We start from the raw sequence: 26,555 nt of genomic DNA on the forward strand, positions 1-26,555 counted from the left end.
AACCAGTTCCAGCAGCTCTTCGTCATCAACCATGTCGCATTTGTTCAGGAACACGATGATGAAAGGAACGCCAACCTGACGACCCAGCAGGATGTGCTCACGAGTCTGAGGCATAGGGCCGTCAGTCGCAGCAACAACCAGGATTGCGCCATCCATCTGAGCAGCACCGGTGATCATGTTTTTAACATAGTCGGCGTGGCCCGGGCAGTCTACGTGTGCGTAGTGGCGAGTCGGGGTGTCATATTCAACGTGGGAAGTGTTGATGGTGATACCACGAGCTTTTTCTTCTGGTGCGTTATCGATCTGATCGAATGCACGAGCAGAACCACCGTAGGTTTTAGCCAGAACGGTAGTGATTGCAGCAGTCAGGGTAGTTTTACCATGGTCAACGTGGCCGATAGTACCAACGTTGACGTGCGGTTTTGTACGTTCAAATTTTTCTTTAGACACGGCTATATTCCTTACTATAGTGCCCCCTCACCGAGGGGACACGGGATTTTGGTTTTTAAACCTGAGGCTTATTTGCCACGGGCTTCGATTACGGCCTGAGCAACGTTGTTCGGCGCATCATCATACTTCAGGAATTCCATGGAGTAAGATGCACGACCTTTAGTCAGAGAACGCAGCTGAGTTGCGTACCCGAACATTTCTGACAACGGAACTTCAGCATGAATCTGAACGCCAGTAGCGTTAGATTCCTGACCTTTCAGCTGACCACGACGACGGCTAAGGTCACCGATAACGTCACCGGTGTTCTCTTCCGGAGTCTCTACTTCAACCTTCATGATAGGCTCAAGCAGAACTGGTTTCGCTTTCTTAAAGCCATCTTTGAAGGCGATAGAAGCGGCCAGTTTAAACGCCAGTTCAGAGGAGTCAACGTCATGGTAAGAACCGAAGTGCAGACGCACGCCGAGATCTACTACCGGGTAACCTGCCAGAGGGCCAGACTTCAGCTGCTCCTGGATACCTTTATCAACGGCAGGGATGTATTCGCCAGGAATTACACCACCTTTGATGTCGTTGATGAACTCGTAACCTTTCGGATTTGAGCCCGGCTCCAGTGGGTACATGTCGATAACAACATGACCGTACTGACCACGACCACCAGACTGCTTAGCGTGTTTACCTTCAACATCGGTAACTTTCGCACGAATCGCTTCGCGGTAAGCAACCTGAGGTTTACCCACGTTAGCTTCAACGTTGAATTCACGCTTCATACGGTCAACGATGATGTCGAGGTGCAGTTCACCCATACCAGCGATGATAGTCTGGTTAGATTCTTCATCAGTCCATACGCGGAATGATGGGTCTTCTTTAGCCAGACGGCCCAGAGCCAGACCCATTTTTTCCTGGTCAGCTTTGGTTTTTGGTTCAACGGCGATAGAGATTACTGGCTCAGGGAACTCCATACGCTCCAGAATGATCGGGTGATCTGGGTTACACAGGGTGTCACCAGTAGTCACGTCTTTCAGACCGATAGCCGCAGCGATGTCGCCTGCGCGAACTTCTTTGATCTCTTCACGTTTGTTCGCGTGCATCTGTACGATACGACCGAAACGTTCACGTGCAGCTTTCACGGAGTTCAGGATGGTGTCACCGGAGTTAACCACGCCAGAGTACACGCGGAAGAACGTCAGGTTACCCACGAACGGGTCGGTAGCGATTTTGAACGCCAGTGCAGCAAACGGCTCGTCATCACTTGCGTGACGTTCAGCCGGAGTGTCTTTACCGTCGTCCAGGATACCGTTGATCGCAGGAACATCTACTGGAGATGGCAGGTAATCAATTACCGCATCCAGCATTGCCTGAACACCTTTGTTCTTGAACGCAGAACCACAGGTTACCAGGATAATTTCGTTGTTCAGAACGCGCTGACGCAGAGCTTTCTTGATCTCTTCTTCAGTCAGTTCTTCACCACCCAGGTATTTCTCCATCAGCTCTTCTGAAGCTTCAGCAGCGGACTCGATCAGGTTCTGGTGCCATTCGTCGGCCAGGTCCTGCATGTCTGCTGGAATATCTTCATAAACGAAGGTGACGCCTGCATCTTCTTCGTTCCAGTTGATGGCTTTCATTTTCACCAGGTCAACAACACCGGTGAAACCTTCTTCAGCACCAATTGCCAGCTGAAGCGGAACCGGAGTCGCGCCCAGACGGGTTTTGATCTGACCAACAACTTTCAGGAAGTTAGCACCCATACGGTCCATTTTGTTAACGAACGCGATGCGTGGAACTTTGTATTTATTAGCCTGACGCCATACGGTTTCAGACTGTGGCTGAACACCACCAACTGCGCAGTAAACCATTACTGCACCATCAAGAACACGCATGGAACGTTCAACTTCGATAGTGAAGTCAACGTGCCCCGGGGTGTCGATGATGTTTACGCGATGCGGTTCATACTGCTTAGCCATACCTGACCAGAATGCAGTAGTCGCTGCGGAGGTGATGGTAATACCACGCTCCTGCTCCTGTTCCATCCAGTCCATGGTAGCTGCGCCGTCATGAACTTCACCGATTTTATGGTTTACACCGGTGTAGAACAGAATACGTTCGGTAGTAGTGGTTTTACCGGCGTCGATGTGCGCACTGATACCGATGTTACGGTAGCGTGCGATGGGTGTTGTACGAGCCATTTGATTCCTCGTTTGATTCTTTGGCGTTCAGTTAAGTAACCCAGAGCGGGCGGCTTCTCTGAAGCGCCCGCCTGGTGACTATGACTCCGAAGGGATTACCAACGGTAGTGTGCGAACGCCTTGTTGGCTTCTGCCATACGGTGAACGTCTTCACGTTTCTTAACTGCAGTACCTTTGTTGTCTGCAGCATCAGAAAGTTCGTTCGCCAGACGCAGAGCCATGGATTTATCACCGCGTTTACGAGCAGCTTCAACGATCCAACGCATTGCCAGAGCATTACGACGAACCGGACGAACTTCAACTGGAACCTGATAAGTAGAACCACCAACGCGGCGGGACTTAACTTCTACGGTTGGGCGAACGTTGTCGAGAGCGACTTCGAAAGCTTCCAGTTCATTTTTACCAGAACGCTGAGCCAGGGTCTCCAGCGCGCTGTATACGATTGCTTCTGCAGTAGATTTTTTACCATCTACCATCAGGATATTTACAAATTTTGCCAGCAGTTCTGATCCGAACTTAGGATCTGGAAGGATTTTACGCTGACCAATGACGCGACGACGTGGCATGGGAATACTCCGTTGTTAATTCAGGATTGTCCAAAACTCAAAGAGTTTAGTTTGACATTAAGATAAATCAGTTTGGCCTTACTTAACGGAGAACCATTAAGCCTTAGGACGCTTCACGCCATACTTGGAGCGAGCTTGCTTACGGTCTTTAACGCCGGAGCAGTCGAGCGCACCACGAACGGTGTGATAACGAACACCCGGAAGGTCTTTTACACGACCGCCACGGATCAGGATCACGGAGTGTTCCTGCAGGTTGTGACCTTCACCACCGATGTAGGAAGTCACTTCAAAACCGTTGGTCAAACGCACACGGCATACTTTACGCAGTGCGGAGTTTGGTTTCTTAGGAGTGGTGGTATATACACGAGTACATACGCCACGTTTCTGCGGGCAGGCTTCCAGCGCAGGCACGTTGCTTTTTGCAACTTTGCGAGCGCGTGGTTTGCGTACCAGCTGGTTAACTGTTGCCATTAAATAGCTCCTGGTTTTAGCTTTTGCTTCGTAAACACGTAATAAATCGCCTCATACAATATGAGGACGCGAAATTTTAGGGCCACGCCGAAAAGGTGTCAAGAAATATACAGCGATCTCACCTCACCAACTCATTTGAGTTGTGTTTTTTACCGAGAGATTGACGAAATCAGTATAGCTAACCACGTCGATTTTGGCTGAAATTTGAGCAGCAAGGCCGCGTGCATCAATGTCTTCCTTTAGCGCAGAGACAGTAATGGGGGCATTATTGAGCATTTCAACAAAGCGGCTGCCTTCAATTGCGGCCAGCACGCCGTCCTGAATCAGCAGCAGGTCGTCACCGTCGGCCAGCATTCTCAGCAACCCGTCGATATCGCACTGCCACGGAGAGTGGCTCAAGGTATGGAGCATGACGGCCTCAGAAAGTCAGAACAGTATGATATTGAGAGAGTTGTTCGCGTAACACCTCGGGCGCGACGACGGTCACATCCAGAACCATAGCGGTGTTTTTATCCAGCCCGCGCTCTTTTAGCGATGCCGCACAGACCCAGAAAGTCTCGATGTCGTACAGGGGCAGAACTTTGAAGGTCGCAATATAGTCACGCGCCAAAATCTGCTGAGGCTGTTGCCCGGCCAAAAGCTGGAGCACACCATCACCGATAAAGAAGACACCGATATCTTCCGTCAGTGCCGATGTCGCCAAAAGCGCATCAAGCCCTTCCCTGCCGGCTGCACTGCCGTGTGGGGCAGAAGTAAATACAAAGGCAACGCGGTTCATCAGAATTGTACCATCCGATCGCAGGTCAACGCCGCTTGAGCCAGCGCGCCTAAGCCACTGAGGGAAAAGCCGGGCTGGAGATTCGCCCCGGCAAGGCCAAGACGCTCGGCTTCTGCTTCATCCGTCACACCGCGACGCAACGCCGCCGCGACACAAATGTGCAGCTCGACGCCCTGTAACTCATTAAGTTTCTGCCAGCCACGCACCAGATCAAACTCATCCGACGCAGGCGAGGTCAACTGGTTAGCGTTGTAGACCCCTTCCCGGTAGAAAAAGACACTGCTCAGCTGATGCCCGGCAGCCAACAACGCCTCGGCAAACTGAAAAGCGCTACTGGCCTGCTGAGTACCGTAAGCCGGGCCTGTCACCACGATGGCAAAACGCATTACTTCTCTTGTCCCAGGAAATCACCGCTTTTGAACTGGCGGATGTAAAGATAAACCGTGTGCTTGGAAATGTTCAGGCGATCTGCCACCTGGTTAATCGCATCTTTAATATCGAAAATGCCTTTTTCATAGAGGTTCAGCACGATCTGACGGTTCTTAGCGTTGTTCGATACGTTGCGATCGGCATTGACCTCTTCGATGGTGAACTCCAGCGTCTGGGTGACGAGGTCTTCAACGGAAGACGCAAAGTTCACCGACGAGTTCACTTCCGGCGTTTCAGGCGGAATAAAGGTGCTCATGATTTGAGAGAACGGCACATCAAGGTTCATGTTGATACACAGCAGTCCGATTACGCGGTGCTCGCGGTTACGGATGGCGATCGTTTCTGACTTCATCAGAACGCCGCTTTTGGCACGAGTGAAATAACATTTGGAGACGCTGCTGTCCGCGCCGGTCATGTCGTGCAGCATACGCAGTGCAAGGTCGGTAATTGGCGATCCAATTTTGCGGCCAGTGTGCTCACCATTAGCAATGCGGATGGCGGAACATTTCAGATCTTGCAGGGAGTGCAATACGATTTCGCAGTGGGAGCCAATGAGCATCGCTAACCCGTCCACCACCGCTTCGTAGGATTTGAGAATATCGAAGTCGGTCTGGTCGAAAGGACGTTGATCCAGCAAATCGAGTTCACTGGTTTCGTTGGTTAAAAGCGACCTGGACATGAAAAAAACACTCCTTTTCAGGAGCCTGTCATTAGGTTGTCAGGGCAGGCTCATATTTACACGGACAACTAAATTAATACAGCGTAGGTAACGCTTTCCAGTGTTAATTATATCTGCCCCACAATAAAAAAACCGCCGCCTTAAAGGCGGCGGTTTTCAGCGTTTTACTTCTTCGCTGCGTCTGCAGCTTTATCATCTGCAGCAGCATCTGGTTTGGCATCTGCCTTCGGTGCTGGTTTGATGTCCAGCAGCTCAACATTGAAGACCAGAGTGGAGTTAGCCGGAATACCCGGAACGCCCGTTTTGCCGTAAGCCAGATCAGGTGGGATTACCAGCTGAATTTTGCCGCCTTTCTTGATGTTTTTCAGGCCTTCGGTCCAGCCTGGGATAACACCGTCGAGACGGAAGGAGAGCGGTTCACCACGGGTATAAGAGTTATCGAACTCTTTACCGTCGATCAGGGTACCTTTGTAGTTCACAACTACGGTATCGCTGTCTTTAGGCGCATCGCCAGTACCGGCTTTCTCTACTTTGTACAGCAGACCAGTAGAAGAGGTTTTCACACCCTTCTCTTTAGCAAAAGTATCGCGGTAGGCTTTGCCTTTCGCTTCGTTGTCTTTTGCGTCTTGTTCCATCTTGCCCTGAGCAGCACCTTTCACGCGAGCTTCAAAAGCCTGCAGGGTCTGTTCGATTTCCTGGTCAGACAGTTTGCTCTTGTTTGCAAACGCATCCTGAACCCCGGCGATCAGCTGGTCTTTATCCAGTTTGATGCCCAGTTTCTCTTGCTCTTTGAGAGAGTTTTCCATGTAACGGCCCAGAGATGCGCCCAGCGCATAGGCTGATTTCTGGTCGTCATTTTTGAACGCAGCTTTACTGTCTGCGCTTGCAGCAGGCTTCGCAGCGGTATCAGCAGCGAAAGAGAGCGGCGCATTCAGTGCGACGGCCATCGTGGTCGCCAGCAGCGTTACTTTAAACAGTGATTTCATCCATTTCTCCAGGACCGGGGCCTCTCACCCCAGCGTTAAACGTATATGAGAAGCGTACTATAGAACGTTGAAGAAGAAATCTACAGACAGACTCTCCCTAAACTCGCTTCTTTTCAGACTATTTTTGTTTAAATAAGTTTCTTGCATTAAGGCAGGATGCTTTACAGAGGAGTAAACTCGGGTAAAATTCGCCGCCGCCAACGCCCCTGGCGTGCGAAATCACAGAGAGGTCAATCATGCAAAATACGACATTGGAAGCGCGGCTGGCCGAGCTGGAAAGCCGCCTGGCTTTTCAGGAAGTGACCATCGATGAGCTGAACCAGACGGTGACGGCTCACGAACTGGAAATGGCCAAACTGCGCGATCTTCTGCGCCTGCTTACGGAAAAAGTGAAAGCGACACAGTCGTCACACATCGCCTCACAGGCAGAAGAGACGCCCCCACCTCACTATTGAGGCATAAAAAAAGCGGGAATATTTCCCGCTTTTTTATGCCTGCGACATTGCTAAATTACCCGGTCATTCGCGTTGCAGAAAGGTGACTGGTTAGAACATTCCCGAGAGCATAGAACACTCTACAACCGGGACTGGAAAACGCGGTCAACGTCTCTGCGGCTCGAAAGACGCCGGTGATTTAGTGGCAGCCGCAACCGCCGTTACCACCACAACCGCCTTTGCCGTGCTCATGACCGTGGTCATGATCGTGGCCGTGACCACCGCAGCAACCGTCATGGTCGTGATCGTGGTCGTGACCATTTGCACCGTGAACGTGGCCATGAGCCAGCTCTTCAGCAGTCGCTTCACGAATCGCGATAACTTCAACGTTGAATTTCAGGTTCTGGCCAGCCAGCATGTGGTTACCGTCAACCACAACGTGCTCGTCTTCAACTTCTGTGATTTCAACAGGTACTGGACCCTGGTCAGTTTCAGCCAGGAAACGCATGCCAACCTGCAGCTCGTCAACGCCCATGAACACGTCTTTAGGAACGCGCTGAACCAGATTATCGTCGTACTGACCGTAAGCGTCATTCGCGCCTACAGCAACATCAAATTTGTCGCCAACAACATGACCTTCCAGCGCGTTTTCCAGGCCGGAAATCAGGGAACCGTGACCATGCAGGTAGTCCAGCGGCGCACTCACCGGAGACTCATCAACCAACACACCGTCTTCTGTACGTACCTGATAGGCCAGGCTGACCACCAGGTCTTTTGCTACTTTCATGATATCTCCTGAGCGTGGGAAAATTGCTGGCGCAGATTGTAGCGGAAATCTGCACCCGTGTACCCTTTAGCTTAAAAAATCTGAGGGCATATCGCTAGTCCGGATGAAAAATGCCGATCACTTGCTCTTCTTTGCGAACATGCTCGCGAACCTCTTTGTCCGCCTCGCGCATCTGGTGCCCACACTTAACACACTCAACAATATCGATATTATTCTCGCGCCACATGGCCAGGGTATCTTGCGCCTGGCAGGACGGGCATTTTGCGCCTGCAATAAAACGTTTACGAACTGCCATACTTTTTCCCCTATTCAAATTCATCCCAGCCATCCAGCTGACGCCGTTCCTTCTGCATCTCACGCTGGAAGATCTCTTCCAGCTCACGGCGAGCTTCCCGCACGCGGGAGATTTGCGCCGTATCGCTATGGACGGGCATTAACTCGCGCAGCATACGCATATCAAGCCTGCGGAAATGCAGCTGGGCGCGCAGCGCCTGGTGCGGATGCATCCCCAGCGAAACCAGCGTCTTACGGCCTAGCTCAAGGGCACTGGAAAACGTCTCACGCGAGAAGTTTTTCACCCCCGCCTGTAACAGCTCATGGGCTTCCACGCGCCCTCTGGCACGCGCCAGAATATGCAGATGCGGGAAATGCTGCTGACACAGCTCCACCAGCTTCATCGTATCTTCCGGTTCATTACAGGTGATGACGATAGACTCTGCGGCCTCGGCACCTGCTGAACGCAGCAGTTCAAGCTGCGTCGCATCGCCGTAATAGACTTTATAACCGTATTTGCGCATCAGATTTACTGCGCTGATATCACGCTCCAGCACCGTAATACGCATCTCATTGGCCATCAGCAAGCGGCCAATGACCTGCCCAAAACGGCCAAACCCCACCACAATTACCTGTGGTTTATCATCTTCCACCCACGGTGTTTCCGCTTCGTCTTCCGGCGGATTAAAGCGGCGCGACAGGGATTTATCAATCAGCTTCATCAGCAGCGGCGTGGTCATCATCGACAGGGTGACCGTCACCAGCAGCAGCGCCATCTGATCATCCTGAAATAAACGCTGGGACGATGCTGTGGAGAAGAGCACAAATGCGAACTCTCCCCCCTGACTCAGCACGCCCGCGAACTGCATGCGCTCAGAACTTCGGAGGCCGTAAATCCGCGCCAGGGCGTAAAGCACGCCGGTTTTCACCGCCACCAGCACCGCGACGCTGATCACCACCCACAGCAGATGGGTGTAGAGCACGCCAAGGTTGAGCGCCATGCCTACAGAGATAAAGAACAGCCCTAACAGCAGCCCCTTAAAGGGATCGATGGCAATCTCCAGCTCGTGACGATATTCACTCTCGGCAAGCAGAACGCCCGCGATAAACGTCCCCAGCGCCATCGACAGCCCCAGCGCATCCATAAACAGCGCGGAACCCAACACCAGCAGCAGCGTCGCCGCGGTAAACACTTCCCGCACGCCGGACGCCGCAATAAAGCGAAACACCGGACGCAGCAGGTAACGCCCGCCAATCAGCATGCCTGCAAACGCCAGCACCTTCATGCCAACTTTCATCCAGTCGAAATGATCGTCGCCAGACCCGGCGAGCAGCGGCACCAGCGCTAACGCGGGGATCACCGCTAAATCCTGAAACAGCAAAACGGAAAAACCGAGCTGTCCCGACTCGTTGCGATTCATCCCCTTATCGCGCATCAGCTGCAGCGCCATCGCCGTCGAAGACATCGCCAGACCAATCCCGCCGATCACCGCCGCCTGCCACTTGAACTCGGTCAACATCAGCAATCCAGCGAGGATCACCGCGCTGAACAACACCTGTGCGGCACCCACGCCAAAAATCGAGCGCCGCAGGTGCCAGAGCTTCGCCGGATTCAGCTCCAGCCCAATGATAAACATCAGGAAGACCACACCCAGCTCGGAGAAGTGGAGGATTTCATCCACGTCGCTTATAAACCCAAGCCCCCACGGGCCAATCGCGATACCTGCCAGCAGATAGCCCAGCACCGCGCCGATACCCAGCCGGGAGGCCAGCGGCACGGCCACAACCGCCGCGAAGAGGAACAACACACCAGCCAGTAACAGATCGGAACCTTCCATCAGCGGCCTCCTGTCAGAATCGGTGAGGCCAGCCAGTCGCCATAGGCTTTGGCATGATTCGCCAGCTCTTTTGAGGGCTGGCGGCGAGCCCAATAGACCACAATCGGGCTCATCCACTGCATACGGCACATGGCCGCCGTCAACTCAAAAGGGCGAAGAATATCGCTCATGGGATAGCGGTTTAGCCCGTCGTGACGGTAGGCGCTCTCGGGTTCACCGGTCGTAATGACACTCCGCCAGTACTTTCCCGCCAGCTGGTTTCCCCCTGGTCCACTGGAAAAGCCGCGGGTCAACACCCGGTCCAGCCACTCTTTCAGCAACGCCGGACAGCTGTAGGTATAGAGCGGATGCTGGAACACAATCACGTCATGCTGACGCAACCGTTCCTGTTCGTGTGGGATATCAATAAAAAAATCAGGATAGTGCGCGTACAGGTCGTGCACCGTCACATTGCTGAGTTGTCGAGCCGGTTTGAGCAAAACCCGGTTAGCGACCGAGTCCTGTGATTCCGGATGGGCATACAGCAGCAGCACTTTTGCTGTCTGGGACATCATTCCCCTCCCGGGTCGTCATCATTGCCATTTTGGGCTAACATGGCACTCCCGCGTCAGGCGCGGTACAACATTTAACTCCATTATAATGACAACTTAACATAGTCGGAACACACGGCGCTCTATGATTGTTTTCTCCTCGTTACAAATTCGTCGCGGCGTACGCGTCCTGCTGGACAACGCTACAGCCACCATTAACCCTGGGCAAAAAGTCGGTCTGGTGGGCAAAAACGGCTGCGGCAAATCCACTCTGCTGTCGCTTCTGAAAAACGAGATGAGCGCCGATGCAGGGAGCTTCACCTATCCGGGAAACTGGCAGTTGGCCTGGGTTAACCAGGAAACCCCTGCCCTGAGCGTTCCGGCGCTCGACTATGTCATTGACGGCGACCGCGAATACCGCAAGCTGGAAGCCGAGCTGAACGCCGCCAACGAGCGCAACGACGGCCACGCCATCGCTACCGTTCACGGCAAGCTCGACGCCATAGACGCCTGGACCATCCGCTCGCGCGCCTCCAGCCTGCTGCACGGTCTGGGCTTCAGCAACGAGCAGTTAGAGCGCCCGGTGAGCGATTTCTCCGGCGGCTGGCGTATGCGCCTGAACCTCGCGCAAGCGCTGGTCTGCCGCTCGGATCTGCTGCTCCTCGATGAACCGACCAACCACCTCGATCTCGACGCGGTGATCTGGCTAGAAAAATGGCTGAAAAGCTATCAGGGCACGCTGATCCTGATCTCCCACGACCGCGACTTCCTCGATCCGGTCGTCGATAAAATCATTCATATCGAACAGGAATCGATGTTCGAATATACGGGCAACTACAGCTCGTTCGAGCGCCAGCGCGCCACACGCCTGTCACAGCAGCAGGCGATGTACGAAAGCCAGCAGCAGCGCGTTGCCCATCTGCAAAGCTTTGTTGATCGCTTTAAGGCTAAAGCCTCCAAAGCCAAACAGGCCCAGAGCCGCATCAAGATGCTCGAGCGCATGGAGATGATTGCCCCTGCGCACGTGGATAACCCGTTCCACTTTAGCTTCCGCGCCCCGGAAAGCCTGCCTAACCCGTTGCTGAAGATGGAGAAGGTCAGCGCCGGCTACGGCGAGCGCATTATTCTCGACTCCATCAAGCTCAACCTGGTGCCCGGTTCGCGCATCGGTCTGCTCGGGCGTAATGGCGCGGGTAAGTCCACACTGATTAAACTGCTGGCGGGCGAACTGAACCCGGTCAGCGGCGATATCGGGCTGGCGAAGGGCATCAAACTGGGCTACTTCGCCCAGCACCAGCTGGAATTTTTACGCGCAGACGAATCGCCGATTCAGCACATGGCGCGTCTGGCACCTCAGGAAATGGAGCAAAAGCTGCGCGATTACCTCGGCGGTTTCGGCTTCCAGGGCGATAAAGTCAGCGAGAACACCGAGCGCTTCTCCGGCGGGGAAAAAGCCCGTCTGGTGCTGGCGCTGATCGTCTGGCAGCGTCCGAACCTGCTGCTGCTCGATGAACCGACTAACCACCTGGATCTCGATATGCGTCAAGCGTTGACCGAAGCGCTGATCGAATTCGAAGGCGCCCTGGTTGTGGTTTCGCACGACAGGCACCTGATCCGCTCCACCACCGATGACCTCTATCTGGTGCACGATGGCAAAGTCGAACCGTTCGACGGCGATCTGGAAGATTATCAGCAGTGGCTAACGGACGTGCAGAAGCAGGAAAACCAGCCTGCCGATGACGCGAAAGATAACGCCAACAGCGCACAGGCGCGTAAAGACCAGAAACGTCGCGAGGCAGAACTGCGCACGCAAACCCAGCCGTTGCGTAAAGAGATCGCGCGTCTGGAAAAAGAGATGGAAAAACTGCACGCGCAGCTGGCCACGGTGGAAGAGAAGCTCGGCGACAGCGGCCTGTACGATCAGGCGCGCAAAGCCGAGCTGACCGAGTGCCTGCAGGTGCAGGCTAAAACCAAATCTGGCCTGGAAGAGTGCGAAATGGCGTGGCTCGAGGCGCAGGAACAGCTGGAAGAGATGCTGCAAACCGATTAAGGGATCAGGAAGGTTATGACTATCGACATCACGAGCGACATTACATTTCGCAAACTGAGTATTTTCATGACCTTCATGGAAAAGGGCAATATCGCCCGCACCGCCGAGGCTCTGGGCCTGAGCGGTGTCAGCGTGCACCGCGCCTTGCATACCCTTGAAGAGAACGTTCGCTGCCCGCTGTTCACCCACAAAGGACGCAATCTGATTGCGCTACCTTCCGCCTGGACACTGCTGGAGTATTGCCAGGAAGTGATGCAGGTAATGGAGCGCGGGCTGGAAGAGTCACGCAAAATCGCCGGGATAGGACAAGGCCGCCTGCGCGTCGGTACGCTTTACTCTCTGACGATGGAAACCGTCCCGCGGCTGATTATGGGGATGAAGCTGCGCCGTCCGGACCTGGAGATGGACCTGACGATGGGCTCTAACGACACCCTGCTCCATCTGCTCGATGAAGGCGCGCTGGACGCAATCCTGATCTCCATCTCCGAAAGCGATATCGACCGAAATACCCTCGAAGTGCTGCCCCTGTTCCACGACGACATTTTCCTCGCCGCGCCCGCGTCGGCCAAACTCAACAGCAACGGCCTGGCCGATCTGCGCGATTACAAAGATCAGAAGTTCGTCTCGCTGGCGGAAGGGTTTGCCACCTACGCCGGTTTTCAGGACGCCTTCCAGATCGCCGGTTTTGAGCCGGAAATCGTCACCCGTGTGAATGATATCTTCTCGATGTTAAGTCTGGTGCAGGCGGGTGTGGGCTTTACGCTGATGCCCGGCAGGATGAAAAAGGTCTACGAGAACTCCGTGCAGTTGCTGAAGCTGGCGCAGCCGTACCAGATGCAACAGCTGATCGCGATTGTCTTTGCCCGCAACCGCGAGCAGGATCCGAGCCTGCGGGCACTGGCTGCAGAGGGGCGAATGTACGCCCGCAGTTTGCAGGACGGTAGCTGATGCTTTGCCGGGTGTAACTCCGCGTTCCCGACCCAGGTTCTTGCAGGAACAAAAAGCCCGGTGCCAACAGGCAAAAACTACCCGCGAAGACGTTTTGCCAGATGCACCGCCACATCCACACCGCTACGCTCGAGCGAAACCGCTTCGCCTTCCCACGCCGCCTGTCGCGTCAAGCACGTCAGCACACCGCCGGGAGGCATCTCTATCGCCAGTCGCGCCTCACGCTCGTTGGCGGAAATCACCGCCTCCTGCCAGCGCACCGTACGCGCCATGTTCATGGCTAAATCGTCGGCAATTTTCTCCGGCGCCCATAATACGCGTCCGGTACTGCCGCTGAGCCAGGCACAGCGCGGGCGAGATAGGGTCACATGGCTGAACGCCTCCGCCAGTTTCTGCGCCGGTGCCGCCAGCAGTTCACAATGCGAAGGCACACTCACCGCCAGCCGATGGGCTTTATTTGCGCCCTTCTCCAGCGCGCGTTTTGCCACTTCGGCCATTCCCTCATCGGTGCCGGCAATCACAATCTGCGTTTCGGCGTTGAGGTTAGCGATGTACGTGCCGGTGCCCACGAGGAGCGCCTCCACCTGTGGCAGCGTCAGCCCCATGATGGCCGTCAAACCGTAGCCGTGGGGATACGCCTGCTCCATCAAATCACCGCGCAGGGCCACCAGCCGAAGCGCGTCGGTAAACGTCAGTGCACCGGCGATCACGGCAGCAGGATAAGCACCAATCGACAGACCGCTGACAATATCTGGCGTCACGCCACGTCGTTCCAGTTCTCGCGCCCAGGAAACGCCAGCGATCAGAAGGGACAGTTGCACCGCGCGGGTGTGTTTCAGCGCGTCGGGGGAATCCAGCCGATCCGCTTCTTCGCCCAGAACTTCGCGCGCTACCGCTCTCTCTGTACCCGGCAGGTCCTGCAGCATGCCTGCACGCTGCGTCCCCTGTCCCGGGAAGGTAAACAGAATTTTCATGACTCCTCCCTGCCCCACGGGTCGGCTACCAGGCGCGGCCCACGATGCGTTTTTAGCAGCGCTCTCCCCTCGCGCAGCCACTCGTTCAGTGCGAAACCGCCCGCAGAGGTTTCCACCTGCGTATCCACGCGGCACAACGCACTGCCGAGTTGCGCTGTCCAGTGCTGGAACGTTTCCTGAAGAAGCGGCACGGGCGCCCGGATCAGCAGATCCAGATCGCTCTCGGCATGGATCACCGGAACGCCGGTTGCCAGCGCGTAGCCGGTACTGCCGGTTATCCCCCACGTCCAGGGCCACGCCTGCTGCGCAACCTGAAACGCCACCTGCACGGGCGGCTGGGTGATAAACGAGGAGCGCAGCAAATCGGTCGCGACGCTTAAATCTTCCGGAGATACCACGCGGGTCACGCGCTCGGGGTTAACCCAACCGGCGGCGCGTTGTTCGCGCTTCAAACCGCGCACGCCGACGGGGATCCGTCCGGTACCATCAACATCACGCCGCACCACCACAGGCAGACCGGTATGCCACACGCCATCCACCCAGGATTCGGTGATACCTTCCAGCGCGTCGCGCGCGTTAAGCCAGATAAGATCGTGCGGGCGTAATGTTGTGATCATAATTACATTCCTGAAGTCAGCGAGATAAACAGCGGCAGAGACAGGATACACAGGACCGAGCTTAACAGCAGCACCGCTTCTGCATCAGGAGACTGCACGCCAAAACGGTTGCCGAAGACCACGCCAAAGAAACCTGCGGAGAGCGCAATCATCAGAATTGCCGTGATCGCCACAGATCCATGCAGACCGAAAATCAGCACCAGACCCCAGGCAATGGCAGGCTGAATCAGCAGTTTGGCAATAGTGGAGGTGATCACTATGGTGTTGATTTGCAGTTTACGCGCAGAGAGGATCACCCCGGTCAGGAACAGCGCTGCCGCCGTAGCCGCCAGACCCAGCGGTTTAATCGCCGCCAGAATCAGTTCCGGCATTTTGATACCAATAGCCGACAGAATCACCCCGAGCAGCGGGCCCATCACGATCGGTTTTTTGATAGAGCGCCACATCAGCACCGGCAGCATCGCCAGAGTCGAACCGCTGTTGCCGCCTTCGGCGCGCGCTTTTTCGCGCTCCAGAATCAGCAGGCAGAACGGTGTCATCAGGACAGAACCACAGGCGATGGAAACCGCCACGGAGAGCGAGGTGGACGAACCTTCCCCGAGCACGCTGCCGAGAATGGGCAGACCGAGCGCCGCATAGTTAGGCAGGGCAACCGTCAGGGTCAGTACGGCCGCATCCTGCGGGGATTTTTTAAAGACCTTGGTGGCCAGGAAATAGATCGCCGCGTAGGTGATCCACATCGCCAGCGTCAGCACCAGAATCAGCGGCGACTGGGCGAGGATGCCCGTCCACGGGGTTTGTACTGTGGCACTAAACAGCGCCGCAGGCAGCGCAAAATCCATCACAAAGATATTCAGCAGGGAGACATTTTTGTTATCGACCATTTTGGCCTTACCGGCCCAGAATCCCAGCAGCATGATGACAAAAATCGGAGCAAGAGCATGAACAATTACGTAAGTCATAAATCACCTGTAATTTAAAAAAAGAGATAGCACTGGCGCGATGATTATTATTTTCAGGATGCAGGTTCCCGCGCAGGCGCAGCGAGTGCGCCTACGTGGCCCTGCATCTGGCAGGACTTTTTTTAATTACCAGCTTGCTCGCATACGTTCGCGTACCAGAGCAGAGCTGCGGCGGTTGTCAGCACCCAGACGGCTTTTCAGCGTGGTATCCTGACGTGCGTCGTTGATGGCCTGTTGCAGAGTGGTTTTCACCTGCGCCAGATCGCTGTCGGAAGGGGCATCCGGATTGCTGATGTCCAGCAGATCGGCGAGCAGCCCCAGCGTGGCGTAGTTACTGATGTCGTACGCCATTGGCGGGATGGTGGCCGCCAGTTTTTCCAGCGCGTCGACGGTGCGCAGGGTGATACGTGCGGCAGACTCTTTGCCCATCGCATGAATCAGTACGCCCTTGTCGTTGAAAGCAATCAGGCGGTTTGCCTGGTAGCCGTGTGCCAGGAAAGCACCCGACATCGCTTTGCCGACGATGAGGCCGATGACCGGATGACCGGCCAGACGCGCATTGGCATACGCCGCAGCTGCACCGGCCAGCGCCTGATGGATGCCGAACGCCTCTTCGCGACGGCCATACGCCTGGCTGGGCACGTCGATCACCGCCACGATAGGACGTTTAACGGCTTTATCGGCATCAGCGGCAATGGTTTCGCTCACCACTTTAGCCAGCGTCCAGCCCTCCAGCAGCCCCACTTCACCCTGCGCGGCGCGCGGGAAATGGTTGTTCGCATCCGGGACCACGGCAACGAAACGTACGGTTTCACCGTTCAGTTCACCGTCAGCGGCCTGTACGGACGGGCATAGCCCTGACAAACGTTGGGCATGTGGGGCGAGCGTTTGCAGCCAGAGTTCGCCGCGGCTGATTGTAGTAGTCATCATTTCACCTCCCGGGCAAAAAGCGCATGAATCTGTTCGGTATCCGCCTGTTTGCGGGTGTCGAAATGGCTCAGACGATCCAGGTAATCATCATAGTTATCGGTGCGATGCGCAGCCGGAACCCCTTTGGCAATGGCCTCGTTCATCGCCTGTTTCACCGCGTTCACGCCGTCACCCACCAGCGCATCCACCAGACCACTTTCATAGCGGATTTCGCCTCCGGTCATGCTCCAGATAAACGGACGGTCGCGAGAGTCGTACTCATCAATCCCGGCTTCCTGCTCGATAACCTGCGGGCCGTTAAGACCGAGACGTGCTTCGCGGGTGACAATCAGATAGCTGCACAGGGCCGCCGCAATCGACATCCCACCGAAGCAACCGACGGTCCCGGCGACAATCCCGATGACCGGCGTATAGCGACGTAAATCGACAATCGCCGCGTGAATATCAGCAATCGCCGCCAGGCCGAGATTCGCTTCCTGCAGACGAACGCCGCCGGTTTCGAGGCAAAGCACCGCCTGGGTCGGGATACCGTTGCGGTTATCTTCTGCCGCCAGTTCCAGTGCGGCGGCCATTTTGGCCCCTGAGACTTCGCCCATACTGCCGCCCTGGAACGCACCTTCGATCGCCACGACGACAGCAGGCTGACCGTTAATGGTCCCTTTCGCGACCACCATCCCGTCGTCGGCCTGCGGCACGATACCCTGTGCGCCGAGCCACGGAGAGGTAATGCCTTCAAACGGGTCCAGCAGTTCACGGTAGCTGCCATCGTCCAGCAGCGCGTGCGCACGCTGGCGCGCTTTTAATTCGATAAAACTCAGATCGTCACGCATGGCTCACCTCTTCAAAGACCTGTTCAATACGAATGCGCGCCACGCCAGGGGTGGCACCAAAGTCATGAATGGTGAGGCGACCGGCAGGCAGGCTGCTCACGGTGTGCAGACGGTTGAATAGTGCCTCCCAGCGACCACGGCTGTTGTCGACGGAAGTGGTGATATCGATGGTTAAGGTCTGGCTCTGGTCGGCGGTGAATAACACCTCCATATCACCAGAACCGACAACCCCTGCCAGCGCCCTGCCGCTTACTTCGCGGCTGGCTGGCACGGTCAATGTGATTTTTTCCATAACATCCTCTTAATGCTTTGAATAAGGCGTCTCGACGCGGTCGAGGAACAGCGTGGCGGCAAGCAGATCGGCGGCACCACCCGGAGAGGCGTTGAGCGCCAGCATCCGACGGTCAAGTTCCGCCAAAGCGCGCTGGCCTTCCGGCTGCGCGGTTCCACCCGCATTCAGCACGGCGCGAGCGCCGTCCTGCATCGTCTCCAGTCCTTCCATCCCGGCGCGGGAGAGCACGCAGGTGTCGGTCAGCGAGGTCATGATGGCCATCAGCGCATCAAGCCTGGCGTGCGATTCGCTGCTGCCGTTCAGGCGGCTGAGACGAAGCTGCGGCAGTGCCCGCTGTAAAACGTGTGGGAACGCCTGCTGCGCCTCTTCGCGAGCGCCCGGCACCCGGTAGCGGTGCGTGGCGCGAAGCCCTTTGCTGAACACTTTCGGGGCGGCGTCATCGGGCAGCGTGGCCAGTTCGGCTGCAGTCCGTGCGATAGTCTGCGGACGCGCGTCGCCGCCCAGCATCGCTACCGCGCTTACCAGCAGCCCGAGCGCCCAGATTGCGCCACGGTGGGTGTTCACTCCCTGGGTGGCCGCCATCATGTTCTGCTCGCCCTCACGGCCGAGCCTGCCGATGGTTTGTCTGAGCGCAATGTCGGCCGGACGCTGCCAGCTTTGCTGTGCCAGTGCCTGAAACGTGGGGGTCAGGCTGTGCGCGGACCGCTCCATTAACGCGAGCGAGAGATCCAGGTGCGCGCCATTCCCCCGACTGTCCACCAGACCGGGTTTCGGGCTTAATCGTGCTTCGTCAATCAGACACTGCGTGGCGGTTCGCGCCAGCCATTCGGCACCGCCTTCAACCTGAATCTGTGGCAGAAGTTTCATTACCAGCTCCGGAATTTCGCAGGTGGGTTGTAAAGACCGCCGGACCATTCCACCAGGTCAGAGACACTCCCGGCTGCCAGCAGAGATCGGGTCGCATCGGTACGACGAATACCCATATCTTCCGGATAGACCACTTTGCCGCTCTGGCGCAGCGCAGCGACGCGTTTAGCGTCCACACCCAGGCCGATGTCGGTGATCCCGGCCACTGCCGCAACCATTGCGCGGCGCTCTTCGAGATTTTCAGCGCGATAGAGGTATGCAATCCCCTCTTCGGTGAGCACGTGCGTCACGTCATCGCCGTAAATCATGACTGGCGCCAGCGGCATCCCCGAGGTTTTCGCCACTTCAATGGCATCGAGTTTTTCCACGAAGGTCGGTTTAACGCCCGCCTGGAAAGTTTCCACCATCTGCACCACCAGCTTTTTACCGCGCTGCATCGGGTCTGGTTCGGTGATCATGTTGAGCCATGCTGGCGTGGCATGACGGCGACCGTGGGGATCATGGCCCATGTTTGGCGCACCGCCGAAGCCGGACAGGCGACCGCGAGTCACAGTCGAGGAGTTGGCATAGCCGTCAACCTGGAGGGTCGAACCGATAAACATATCCACCGCGTACTGGCCTGCCAGCTGGCAGAATGCACGGTTGGAACGCATCGAGCCGTCGGCACCGGTAAAGAACACGTCAGGACGGGCACGGATGTACTCTTCCATCCCCAGCTCACCGCCGAAGCAGTGAACGCTCTCGACCCAGCCGCTTTCAATCGCCGGAATCAGCGTAGGATGCGGGTTCAGGGTCCAGTGCTTACAGATTTTGCCCTTCAGACCGAGCTGTTCGCCGTAGGTCGGCAGCAGCAGCTCAATCGCAGCGGTGTTAAAGCCAATACCGTGGTTCAGAGACTGCACCTGGTGTTCCGCGTAGATGCCCTTAATTGCCATCATCGCCATCAGGATGTGTTCTTGTTTGATGAGACGCGGGTCGCGGGTAAAGAGCGGTTCGATGAAGAACGGCTTGTCGGCAACGACCACGTAATCAATCCACGAGCCAGGAATATCGACGCGCGGCAGATCGCACTCATCGTCCACCAGCTCGTTCACCTGAGCGATGACGATCCCGTCGTGGAACGCGGCGGCTTCCACCAGTGCAGGCGTGTCTTCGGTGCTTGCGCCGGTATACAGGTTGCCTTTGCGGTCCGCTTTAAAACCGGCAATCAGTGCCACGTTCGGTGAAAGATCGACGTACAGGCGGGAGTAGAGTTCGATGTAAGTATGAATGGCACCGATTTCGAGCTGGCCGTCCTCCAGTAGCTGCGAAATACGCAGGCTTTGGGTTCCTGAGAAGGAGAAATCGAGTTTGCGGGCGATGCCCTTTTCGAAGATATCGAGATGCTCGCTGCGACCGACGCTTGGCATGATCATATGCAGGTCATGCACGATTTGCGGATTGACCTCGGCCAGTGAACGGGACAGAAAATCAGCCTGCTTTTGGTTGTTGCCTTCCAGTACGACTTTATCGCCCGGAGCAATCAGTTTTTCCAGCATGGCGACAAGATCGTCGGTTGGCAGAACCTTGCCTTGCACCGGGACAGAAGCCAGGCGGCGCGCTTTTTCAGTGCGACGCGTGTTCCAGACCCGGGCGGGTGTTTGCCCAGATAACATTATTAACCTCCTGATTCAGCACATCATTCTGATTTGCTTAACGCTGAACAAAGTGTGCGCTCTGGTGAGAAAGGCATCAATTAAGCGTAGTGTGGAATCATTAGCCTGAGAGTAATAATCGAGGTAAAGATTTGTGATCGAGATCAGTTCGCATCGCGCGAAAAAATGCCAGAGGTGGCAGAAATGGCTGAATCGGAGGTAAACGCTCTTCGTTTTTATAAACAGGGTACAATTCGGAAGGTATAGTAAATAACTGACAAGAATTAACATTGCATCGTTATGACTCAAATTATTCCATCAGATTTCGACATCGCAAGCGATGAGAGCGCAGCATTCGTCCCCATGCGGGGTGTGGCGAACCCACATCTGCAGACCATGCTGCCGCGGATTTTGCGCCGAAAACTGCAGTTTACGCCGCACTGGCAGCGCCTCGACCTGCCGGACGGAGATTTCGTGGATTTAGCCTGGAGCGAAGATCCCGAACAGGCCAGGCACAAACCGCGTCTGGTGGTGTTTCATGGCCTGGAAGGGAGCCTGCACAGCCCTTACGCCCATGGGCTGATCCACGCGGCAAAATCACGCGGCTGGCTCGGCGTCGTGATGCATTTTCGCGGCTGCAGCGGCGAGCCGAATCGCCGTGAGCGAATTTATCACTCCGGCGAAACCGAAGACGGCACCTGGTTTTTACACTGGTTAAGCACTACCTTCGGCACCGTGCCAACGGCCGCCGTAGGCTACTCCCTGGGCGGTAATATGCTCGCCTGCCTGCTGGCAAAAGAGAGCAATAACGTTCCGCTGGATGCGGCGGTGATTGTCTCCGCACCGTTCATGCTTGAGCAGTGCAGCTACCATATGGAAAAGGGTTTTTCGCGGGTCTATCAGCGCTATCTGCTCAACCTGCTGAAAGCTAACGCCGCGCGTAAGCTAAAGGCCTATCCGGACACCCTGCCCATCAGCCTGCAACAGCTGAAGCGGATGCGTCGTCTTCGCGAATTTGACGATCTGATCACGTCGAAGATCCACGGCTTTGCTGACGCGATCGACTACTATCGTCAGTGTAGCGCGATGCCGTTGCTGAATCAGATCACCAAACCGACGCTGATCATCCATGCGAAGGATGATCCCTTTATGGATCATCACTCCATTCCGGCCCCGGAACATCTGCCTGCAAACGTGCAGTATCAGCTGACCGAACACGGCGGCCACGTCGGCTTTATCACCGGGACGTTACTTCGCCCGAAAATGTGGCTGGAATCGCGCATCCCTGACTGGTTAACCCCATTTCTGGAGAGAGTAAAATGATGATTCCCTGGCAGGATCTGGCTCCCGAAACGCTGGATAGCCTGATTGAAAGCTTTGTATTACGCGAAGGCACCGATTATGGTGAACATGAGCGTTCGCTTGAACAAAAGGTCGCCGATGTAAAACGGCAGCTACAGAGTGGCGAGGTGTTGCTGGTGTGGTCTGAACTGCACGAAACCGTCAACATCATGCCGCGCAATCAGTTTCGCGGTTGATTGTTCCATCTTTCCAGTCAGGGAGTTGCTATGTCCGCCAGACATCCGGTTATTGCCGTTACGGGTTCGAGTGGTGCGGGAACCACCACCACCAGCCTCGCTTTTCGCAAGATTTTCGCACAGCTCAATCTGCGCGCTGCCGAGGTTGAGGGCGACAGTTTTCATCGCTTCACCCGTCCTGAAATGGACATGGCTATCCGCAAGGCCCGGGATTTAGGTAAACACATCAGCTATTTCGGGCCAGACGCCAACGACTTTGGCCTGCTGGAACAAACTTTCCAGGACTACGGCCACACGGGAAAAGGTCAGTCGCGTAAATATCTGCACACCTACGATGAAGCGGTGCCATGGAATCAGGTTCCTGGCACATTCACCCCGTGGCAGCCCCTGCCGGAGCCGACGGACGTGTTGTTTTATGAAGGATTGCACGGCGGCGTGGTGACTCCACAGCACGATGTGGCGCGCCATGTGGATCTGCTGGTCGGCGTGGTGCCGATTGTCAACCTAGAGTGGATTCAGAAGCTGACCCGTGACATGAGCGAGCGCGGCCATTCGCGTGAAGCAGTGATGGATTCGGTCGTGCGCTCGATGGAAGATTACATCAATTTCCTGACGCCGCAGTTCTCGCGCACCCACATCAACTTCCAGCGCGTCCCGACGGTGGACACCTCTAACCCGTTTGCGGCGAAAACAATTCCGTCGCTGGACGAGAGTTTTGTGGTGATTCACTTCCGCAATCTGGAAGACATTGATTACCCCTGGCTGCTGGCGATGCTGCAGGGTTCATTCATTTCCCATATCAATACATTAGTGGTCCCGGGCGGGAAGATGGGGCTGGCGATGGAGCTGATCATGATGCCGCTGGTGCAACGGCTGATGGAAGGCAAGAAGATCGCCTGAGTTCAGTCGCCGGAGGGCACTTCGCTATCCGGCTGAATCATGCGGTGACAGGCCCGGCAAGCGTAGCGCTACCGGGCGTTATGTTAAGCGTCGATCACTTCGTACGAATGCGTAATGTTCACCGCTTTTTCCAGCATCAGCGCCACGGAGCAGTACTTCTCCGCTGACAGATCCACCGCACGGGAAACCGCCGCATCCTTCAGCTCTTTACCGGTGACGATAAAATGCAAGTTGATGTGCGTAAACAGACGTGGCGCCTCTTCGCGACGCTCTGACGTCAGCTTCACTTCGCAGTCCGTCACGTCATGGCGGCCTTTCTGCAGAATGGATACCACGTCAATCGCGCTGCATCCGCCCGCCGCCATCAGCACCACTTCCATCGGGCTTGGCGCTTTATCTCCGGAGTTGCCGTCCATCAAAATCTGGTGTCCTGAAGCGGATTCGCCAAGGAACGTTAAACCTTCAACCCATTTCACACGCGCTTGCATTTTCATTAACTCCAAAGTTGCATTTTTCCGAACAGATTACGCGTGCGTTACAATTCTCGCAACGGAAGGCGACCTGCATCATGCTGAAGCGAGACACCAGGAGACACGCGGCTAAAGCTATGCTAAAACAGTCTCGATGCTACAGTAATACATTGACGTTACACATGTATGCAGAGGACATCAAACTTTACTGGCTGCGAACAGTGCGACAGCCACTTCCCAGGTACGGGTAAGAATTCGATTGCAACCCCAGAGTCAGGATGCGATTTTGACTCTGAGACAGCTTATAACAGAGGATAACAGCGCATGGTGCTTGGCAAACCGCAAACAGACCCGACTCTCGAATGGTTCTTGTCTCATTGCCACATTCATAAGTACCCATCGAAGAGCACGCTGATTCACCAGGGTGAAAAAGCGGAAACGTTGTATTACATCGTCAAAGGCTCGGTGGCAGTGCTGATCAAAGATGAAGAAGGGAAAGAGATGATCCTTTCTTATCTTAACCAGGGCGATTTCATCGGTGAACTGGGCCTGTTTGAAGAAGGCCAGGAACGTAGCGCCTGGGTGCGTGCGAAAACCGCGTGTGAAGTTGCAGAGATCTCCTATAAGAAATTCCGCCAGCTGATCCAGGTGAACCCGGACATCCTGATGCGTCTTTCTTCGCAGATGGCTCGCCGCCTGCAGGTCACTTCCGAGAAAGTGGGTAACCTCGCCTTCCTGGACGTAACAGGCCGCATCGCGCAGACCCTGTTGAACCTGGCGAAACAACCTGACGCCATGACCCACCCGGACGGTATGCAAATTAAAATTACCCGTCAGGAGATTGGTCAGATCGTCGGCTGTTCTCGTGAAACCGTTGGCCGTATCCTGAAAATGCTGGAAGATCAAAACCTGATCTCCGCTCACGGTAAAACTATCGTGGTCTACGGAACGCGTTAATTCCGGAACGAACGGCGTGCCATCGCGAGGTGTCACGCCGTTTTTGTCTCTGACGATCATGTGGCGCAGGCTGATTTATCACCCCGAAGTTAACTACGCACTACGTCAAACTCTGGTGTTATGTCTTCCCGTGGCTGTCGGTTTAATCCTGGGCCATCTGCAACATGGGCTGTTGTTCTCTCTCGTTCCTGCCTGCTGCAACATTGCCGGTCTCGATACACCGCATAAACGCTTTTTCAAACGCCTGATTATCGGCGGCTGCCTGTTCGCCGGATGTAGCCTGGCCGTGCAGCTGCTGCTGGCCCGTGATATCCCGCTGCCGTTAATCCTTACCGTGCTGGCGATGACGCTGGGCGTCACGGCGGAGATCAGTTCGCTGCACGCTCGCCTGCTGCCCGCCTCACTGATTGCCGCGATTTTCACACTGAGCCTCGCCGGAAATATGCCCGTCTGGGAGCCGCTGCTGATCTATACGTTCGGTACCCTGTGGTATGGGCTGTTTAATTGGTTCTGGTTCTGGATGTGGCGGGAGCAGCCCCTGCGCGAATCCCTGAGCCTGCTCTACGTCCAGCTCGCGGACTATTGCGAAGCCAAATACACCCTGCTGACGCAACACACAGACCCGGAAAAATCATTGCCCCCGCTGCTTACGCGCCAGCAAAAAGTGGTCGACTTAATCAGCCAGTGCTATCAGCAGCTGCACATGCTGGCGGCCAATAAAAACCATGAATACAAGCGACTGCTGCGCGTCTTCCAGGTGGGGCTTGATCTGCAGGAGCATATTTCGGTCAGTCTGCATCATCCGCAGGAGGTGCAAAAACTGGTGGAGCGCAGCCACGCCGAAGCGGTGATCCGCTGGAATGCCCAGACGGTCGCGGCGCGCCTGCGGGTGCTGGCTGACGATATTCTTTACCACCGTTATCCCACGCGTTTTACGATGGATAAACAGCTGGGCGCGCTGGAGAAAATAGCCCGTCAGCACCCGGATAATCCGGTTGGGCAGTTCTGCGCCTGGCACTTTAGCCGCATCGCACGCGTGTTGCGCACTCAGCGCCCGCTCTACCCGCGCGACCTGATGGCCGATAAACAAAAGCGTCTGCCGCTGCTGCCGGCGCTGAAAAGCTATTTATCACTGAAATCCTCCGCCCTGCGCAATGCCGCACGCATCAGCGTGATGCTGAGCATCGCCAGCCTGATGGGCGTCGCGCTGCACTTACCCAAGCCCTACTGGATTTTAATGACCGTGCTGTTTGTCACGCAGAATGGCTATGGCGCGACGCGCGTGCGAATTCTGCACCGTGCGCTCGGGACGTTTGCCGGGCTGGTGATTGCCGGTATCACCCTGCACTTCCATGTTCCTGACGGCTATACCCTGCTGGGAATGCTGGTCATTACCCTGGTCGGCTATCTGATCATTCGCAAAAACTACGGCTGGGCAATGGTCGGGTTTACAGTGACGGCGGTATACACCCTGCAACTGCTGACCCTGAACGGCGAGCAGTTTATCGTGGCGCGACTGGTGGATACGTTGATTGGCTGTCTGATCGCCTTTGGCGGCATGGTCTGGCTGTGGCCACAGTGGCAGAGCGGGCTGCTGCGCCAGAACGCCCACGACGCCCTTGAAGCGGACCAGCAGGCCATTCGTCTGATCCTGAGCGACGATCCCAAACCTTCGCCGCTGGCGTACGAGCGCATGAAGGTCAACCAGGCGCACAACGCGCTGTATAACTCCCTCAACCAGGCGATGCAGGAGCCGGGCTTTAATTCAGACTATCTGGCAGATATGAAACTGTGGGTGACGCACAGCCAGTTCATCGTCGAACACATTAACGCGATGACGACCCTGGCGCGCGAGCACACGATGCTGACGCCGGATCTGGCGCAGCGCTATTTGCAGTCGTGTGAAATTGCATTGCAGCGTTGCCAGCAGCGTCTGGAGTACGACGCGCCGGGAGAGTCGGGAGATTCCAATATTCTGGAAGCGCCAGAGACGCTCACCCACGGGCCAATGAGCACTCTGGAGCAGCATTTACAGCGCGTAATAGGACACCTGAACACCATGCACACCATTTCGTCGGTGGCGTGGCGTCAGCGTCCGCATCACGGGGTTTGGCTGACGAGGATTATGCGCCGTAAGGCATCGTGAGGTTTGCGGCTCCGTAGGTCGGAACAAAACGAAGCC

At 55.8% G+C, this 26,555-nt stretch carries 30 protein-coding genes; 8 read left to right on the forward strand and 22 right to left on the reverse strand.

Features of this window, described 5'->3' with window-relative positions; translation table 11 throughout:
• The 9 genes from C0560_RS19020 to fkpA all read right to left on the reverse strand — a co-directional run.
• On the reverse strand, window positions 1-450 hold a 450-nt coding region (locus tag C0560_RS19020; protein ID WP_248859245.1), incomplete at its 3' end, for a GTP-binding protein.
• 68 nt (window positions 451-518) lie between these two features.
• Window positions 519-2,633: an elongation factor G gene (gene fusA / locus C0560_RS19025; protein ID WP_100778646.1), complete on the reverse strand. Its 2,115-nt coding sequence runs from the start codon at window positions 2,631-2,633 to the stop codon at window positions 519-521.
• Between the two features lie 95 nt (window positions 2,634-2,728).
• The gene (gene rpsG / locus C0560_RS19030) at window positions 2,729-3,199 is read right to left on the reverse strand and encodes a 30S ribosomal protein S7 (RefSeq protein WP_004106370.1); all 471 of its coding nucleotides are present in this window, start codon (window positions 3,197-3,199) and stop codon (window positions 2,729-2,731) included.
• 96 nt (window positions 3,200-3,295) lie between these two features.
• Window positions 3,296-3,670, reverse strand: coding sequence for a 30S ribosomal protein S12 (rpsL, locus tag C0560_RS19035; protein WP_000246815.1), 375 nt, complete (start codon window positions 3,668-3,670; stop codon window positions 3,296-3,298).
• A gap of 123 nt (window positions 3,671-3,793) precedes the next feature.
• Entirely contained in the window at window positions 3,794-4,081 is a 288-nt protein-coding gene (tusB, locus tag C0560_RS19040) for a sulfurtransferase complex subunit TusB (RefSeq protein WP_100778645.1), read from the reverse strand.
• Window positions 4,082-4,088: 7 nt separating this feature from the next.
• Window positions 4,089-4,448, reverse strand: coding sequence for a sulfurtransferase complex subunit TusC (gene tusC / locus C0560_RS19045; protein ID WP_100778644.1), 360 nt, complete (start codon window positions 4,446-4,448; stop codon window positions 4,089-4,091).
• Window positions 4,448-4,834: a sulfurtransferase complex subunit TusD gene (tusD, locus tag C0560_RS19050; RefSeq protein WP_248859246.1), complete on the reverse strand. Its 387-nt coding sequence runs from the start codon at window positions 4,832-4,834 to the stop codon at window positions 4,448-4,450. The genes tusC and tusD overlap by 1 nt, the downstream gene beginning before the upstream one ends.
• The gene (locus C0560_RS19055) at window positions 4,834-5,556 is read right to left on the reverse strand and encodes a transcriptional regulator (protein ID WP_100778642.1); all 723 of its coding nucleotides are present in this window, start codon (window positions 5,554-5,556) and stop codon (window positions 4,834-4,836) included. The genes tusD and C0560_RS19055 overlap by 1 nt, the downstream gene beginning before the upstream one ends.
• 164 nt (window positions 5,557-5,720) lie before the next feature.
• A complete protein-coding gene (fkpA, locus tag C0560_RS19060; RefSeq protein ID WP_095283677.1) occupies window positions 5,721-6,542 on the reverse strand; it encodes an FKBP-type peptidyl-prolyl cis-trans isomerase in 822 nt (273 codons plus the stop codon).
• 236 nt (window positions 6,543-6,778) lie between these two features.
• Here fkpA and C0560_RS19065 point away from each other — a divergent pair, with 236 nt between their 5' ends.
• Window positions 6,779-6,997: a protein SlyX gene (locus C0560_RS19065; RefSeq protein WP_100778641.1), complete on the forward strand. Its 219-nt coding sequence runs from the start codon at window positions 6,779-6,781 to the stop codon at window positions 6,995-6,997.
• Between the two features lie 178 nt (window positions 6,998-7,175).
• On the opposite strand, the gene slyD is transcribed toward C0560_RS19065, so the two are convergent.
• The 4 genes from slyD to kefG form a co-directional block, all read right to left on the reverse strand.
• Entirely contained in the window at window positions 7,176-7,763 is a 588-nt protein-coding gene (gene slyD, locus C0560_RS19070; protein ID WP_095283679.1) for a peptidylprolyl isomerase, read from the reverse strand.
• A 94-nt stretch (window positions 7,764-7,857) separates the two neighbouring features.
• Window positions 7,858-8,058: a YheV family putative zinc ribbon protein gene (locus C0560_RS19075; RefSeq protein WP_100778640.1), complete on the reverse strand. Its 201-nt coding sequence runs from the start codon at window positions 8,056-8,058 to the stop codon at window positions 7,858-7,860.
• Window positions 8,059-8,068: 10 nt separating this feature from the next.
• Complete coding sequence (kefB, locus tag C0560_RS19080; RefSeq protein ID WP_107702728.1) at window positions 8,069-9,874, reverse strand: glutathione-regulated potassium-efflux system protein KefB; 1,806 nt, start codon at window positions 9,872-9,874, stop codon at window positions 8,069-8,071.
• On the reverse strand, window positions 9,874-10,428 hold the full coding sequence (gene kefG, locus C0560_RS19085) for a glutathione-regulated potassium-efflux system ancillary protein KefG (RefSeq protein WP_123429770.1): 555 nt from the start codon (window positions 10,426-10,428) through the stop codon (window positions 9,874-9,876). Before kefG ends, kefB begins: the two co-directional genes overlap by 1 nt.
• 121 nt (window positions 10,429-10,549) lie before the next feature.
• Here kefG and C0560_RS19090 point away from each other — a divergent pair, with 121 nt between their 5' ends.
• A complete protein-coding gene (locus C0560_RS19090; protein WP_123429771.1) occupies window positions 10,550-12,454 on the forward strand; it encodes an ABC transporter ATP-binding protein in 1,905 nt (634 codons plus the stop codon).
• 15 nt (window positions 12,455-12,469) lie between these two features.
• A complete protein-coding gene (locus C0560_RS19095) occupies window positions 12,470-13,402 on the forward strand; it encodes a LysR family transcriptional regulator (RefSeq protein WP_100778636.1) in 933 nt (310 codons plus the stop codon).
• Between the two features lie 77 nt (window positions 13,403-13,479).
• Here C0560_RS19095 and mdcH read toward each other — a convergent pair whose 3' ends face one another.
• The 8 genes from mdcH to mdcA all read right to left on the reverse strand — a co-directional run bounded on the left by mdcH (window position 13,480) and on the right by mdcA (window position 20,529).
• Entirely contained in the window at window positions 13,480-14,376 is an 897-nt protein-coding gene (mdcH, locus tag C0560_RS19100; RefSeq protein ID WP_181826944.1) for a malonate decarboxylase subunit epsilon, read from the reverse strand.
• Window positions 14,373-14,993 carry a malonate decarboxylase holo-ACP synthase gene (locus tag C0560_RS19105; protein ID WP_248859247.1) on the reverse strand — a complete coding sequence of 207 codons (621 nt, stop codon included), beginning with the start codon at window positions 14,991-14,993 and terminating at the stop codon, window positions 14,373-14,375. Before C0560_RS19105 ends, mdcH begins: the two co-directional genes overlap by 4 nt.
• A 2-nt stretch (window positions 14,994-14,995) precedes the next feature.
• Window positions 14,996-15,955, reverse strand: a complete 960-nt coding sequence (locus C0560_RS19110) for an AEC family transporter (RefSeq protein WP_248859248.1) — start codon at window positions 15,953-15,955, stop codon at window positions 14,996-14,998.
• Window positions 15,956-16,081: 126 nt separating this feature from the next.
• Window positions 16,082-16,882: a biotin-independent malonate decarboxylase subunit gamma gene (gene mdcE / locus C0560_RS19115; RefSeq protein WP_100780802.1), complete on the reverse strand. Its 801-nt coding sequence runs from the start codon at window positions 16,880-16,882 to the stop codon at window positions 16,082-16,084.
• On the reverse strand, window positions 16,882-17,715 hold the full coding sequence (locus C0560_RS19120; protein ID WP_100778632.1) for a biotin-independent malonate decarboxylase subunit beta: 834 nt from the start codon (window positions 17,713-17,715) through the stop codon (window positions 16,882-16,884). The genes mdcE and C0560_RS19120 overlap by 1 nt, the downstream gene beginning before the upstream one ends.
• Window positions 17,708-18,007, reverse strand: coding sequence for a malonate decarboxylase acyl carrier protein (mdcC, locus tag C0560_RS19125; RefSeq protein WP_100778631.1), 300 nt, complete (start codon window positions 18,005-18,007; stop codon window positions 17,708-17,710). The genes C0560_RS19120 and mdcC overlap by 8 nt, the downstream gene beginning before the upstream one ends.
• Before the next feature lie 9 nt (window positions 18,008-18,016).
• Entirely contained in the window at window positions 18,017-18,874 is an 858-nt protein-coding gene (locus tag C0560_RS19130) for a triphosphoribosyl-dephospho-CoA synthase (protein ID WP_100778630.1), read from the reverse strand.
• Complete coding sequence (gene mdcA / locus C0560_RS19135) at window positions 18,874-20,529, reverse strand: malonate decarboxylase subunit alpha (protein ID WP_123429775.1); 1,656 nt, start codon at window positions 20,527-20,529, stop codon at window positions 18,874-18,876. The genes C0560_RS19130 and mdcA overlap by 1 nt, the downstream gene beginning before the upstream one ends.
• A gap of 279 nt (window positions 20,530-20,808) precedes the next feature.
• Here mdcA and C0560_RS19140 point away from each other — a divergent pair, with 279 nt between their 5' ends.
• Genes C0560_RS19140 through C0560_RS19150 form a run of 3 tightly spaced genes read left to right on the forward strand, consistent with a single transcriptional unit; the run spans window position 20,809 to window position 22,946 of the window.
• A complete protein-coding gene (locus C0560_RS19140; RefSeq protein WP_100778628.1) occupies window positions 20,809-21,831 on the forward strand; it encodes a hydrolase in 1,023 nt (340 codons plus the stop codon).
• The gene (locus tag C0560_RS19145; protein WP_095283693.1) at window positions 21,828-22,046 is read left to right on the forward strand and encodes a YheU family protein; all 219 of its coding nucleotides are present in this window, start codon (window positions 21,828-21,830) and stop codon (window positions 22,044-22,046) included. The genes C0560_RS19140 and C0560_RS19145 overlap by 4 nt, the downstream gene beginning before the upstream one ends.
• 30 nt (window positions 22,047-22,076) lie before the next feature.
• Window positions 22,077-22,946, forward strand: coding sequence for a phosphoribulokinase (locus tag C0560_RS19150; protein WP_100778627.1), 870 nt, complete (start codon window positions 22,077-22,079; stop codon window positions 22,944-22,946).
• Between the two features lie 83 nt (window positions 22,947-23,029).
• On the opposite strand, the gene C0560_RS19155 is transcribed toward C0560_RS19150, so the two are convergent.
• A complete protein-coding gene (locus tag C0560_RS19155) occupies window positions 23,030-23,434 on the reverse strand; it encodes an OsmC family protein (RefSeq protein WP_100780801.1) in 405 nt (134 codons plus the stop codon).
• 306 nt (window positions 23,435-23,740) lie between these two features.
• Here C0560_RS19155 and crp point away from each other — a divergent pair, with 306 nt between their 5' ends.
• Window positions 23,741-24,373: a cAMP-activated global transcriptional regulator CRP gene (gene crp / locus C0560_RS19160; protein ID WP_000242758.1), complete on the forward strand. Its 633-nt coding sequence runs from the start codon at window positions 23,741-23,743 to the stop codon at window positions 24,371-24,373.
• Window positions 24,374-24,431: 58 nt separating this feature from the next.
• Window positions 24,432-26,519, forward strand: a complete 2,088-nt coding sequence (locus C0560_RS19165) for a YccS/YhfK family putative transporter (RefSeq protein WP_248860313.1) — start codon at window positions 24,432-24,434, stop codon at window positions 26,517-26,519.
• The last annotated feature ends 36 nt before the right edge of the window (window positions 26,520-26,555 follow it).

Source organism: Lelliottia sp. AC1 (assembly GCF_023278595.1).
Lineage (GTDB): Bacteria > Pseudomonadota > Gammaproteobacteria > Enterobacterales > Enterobacteriaceae > Enterobacter > Enterobacter nimipressuralis.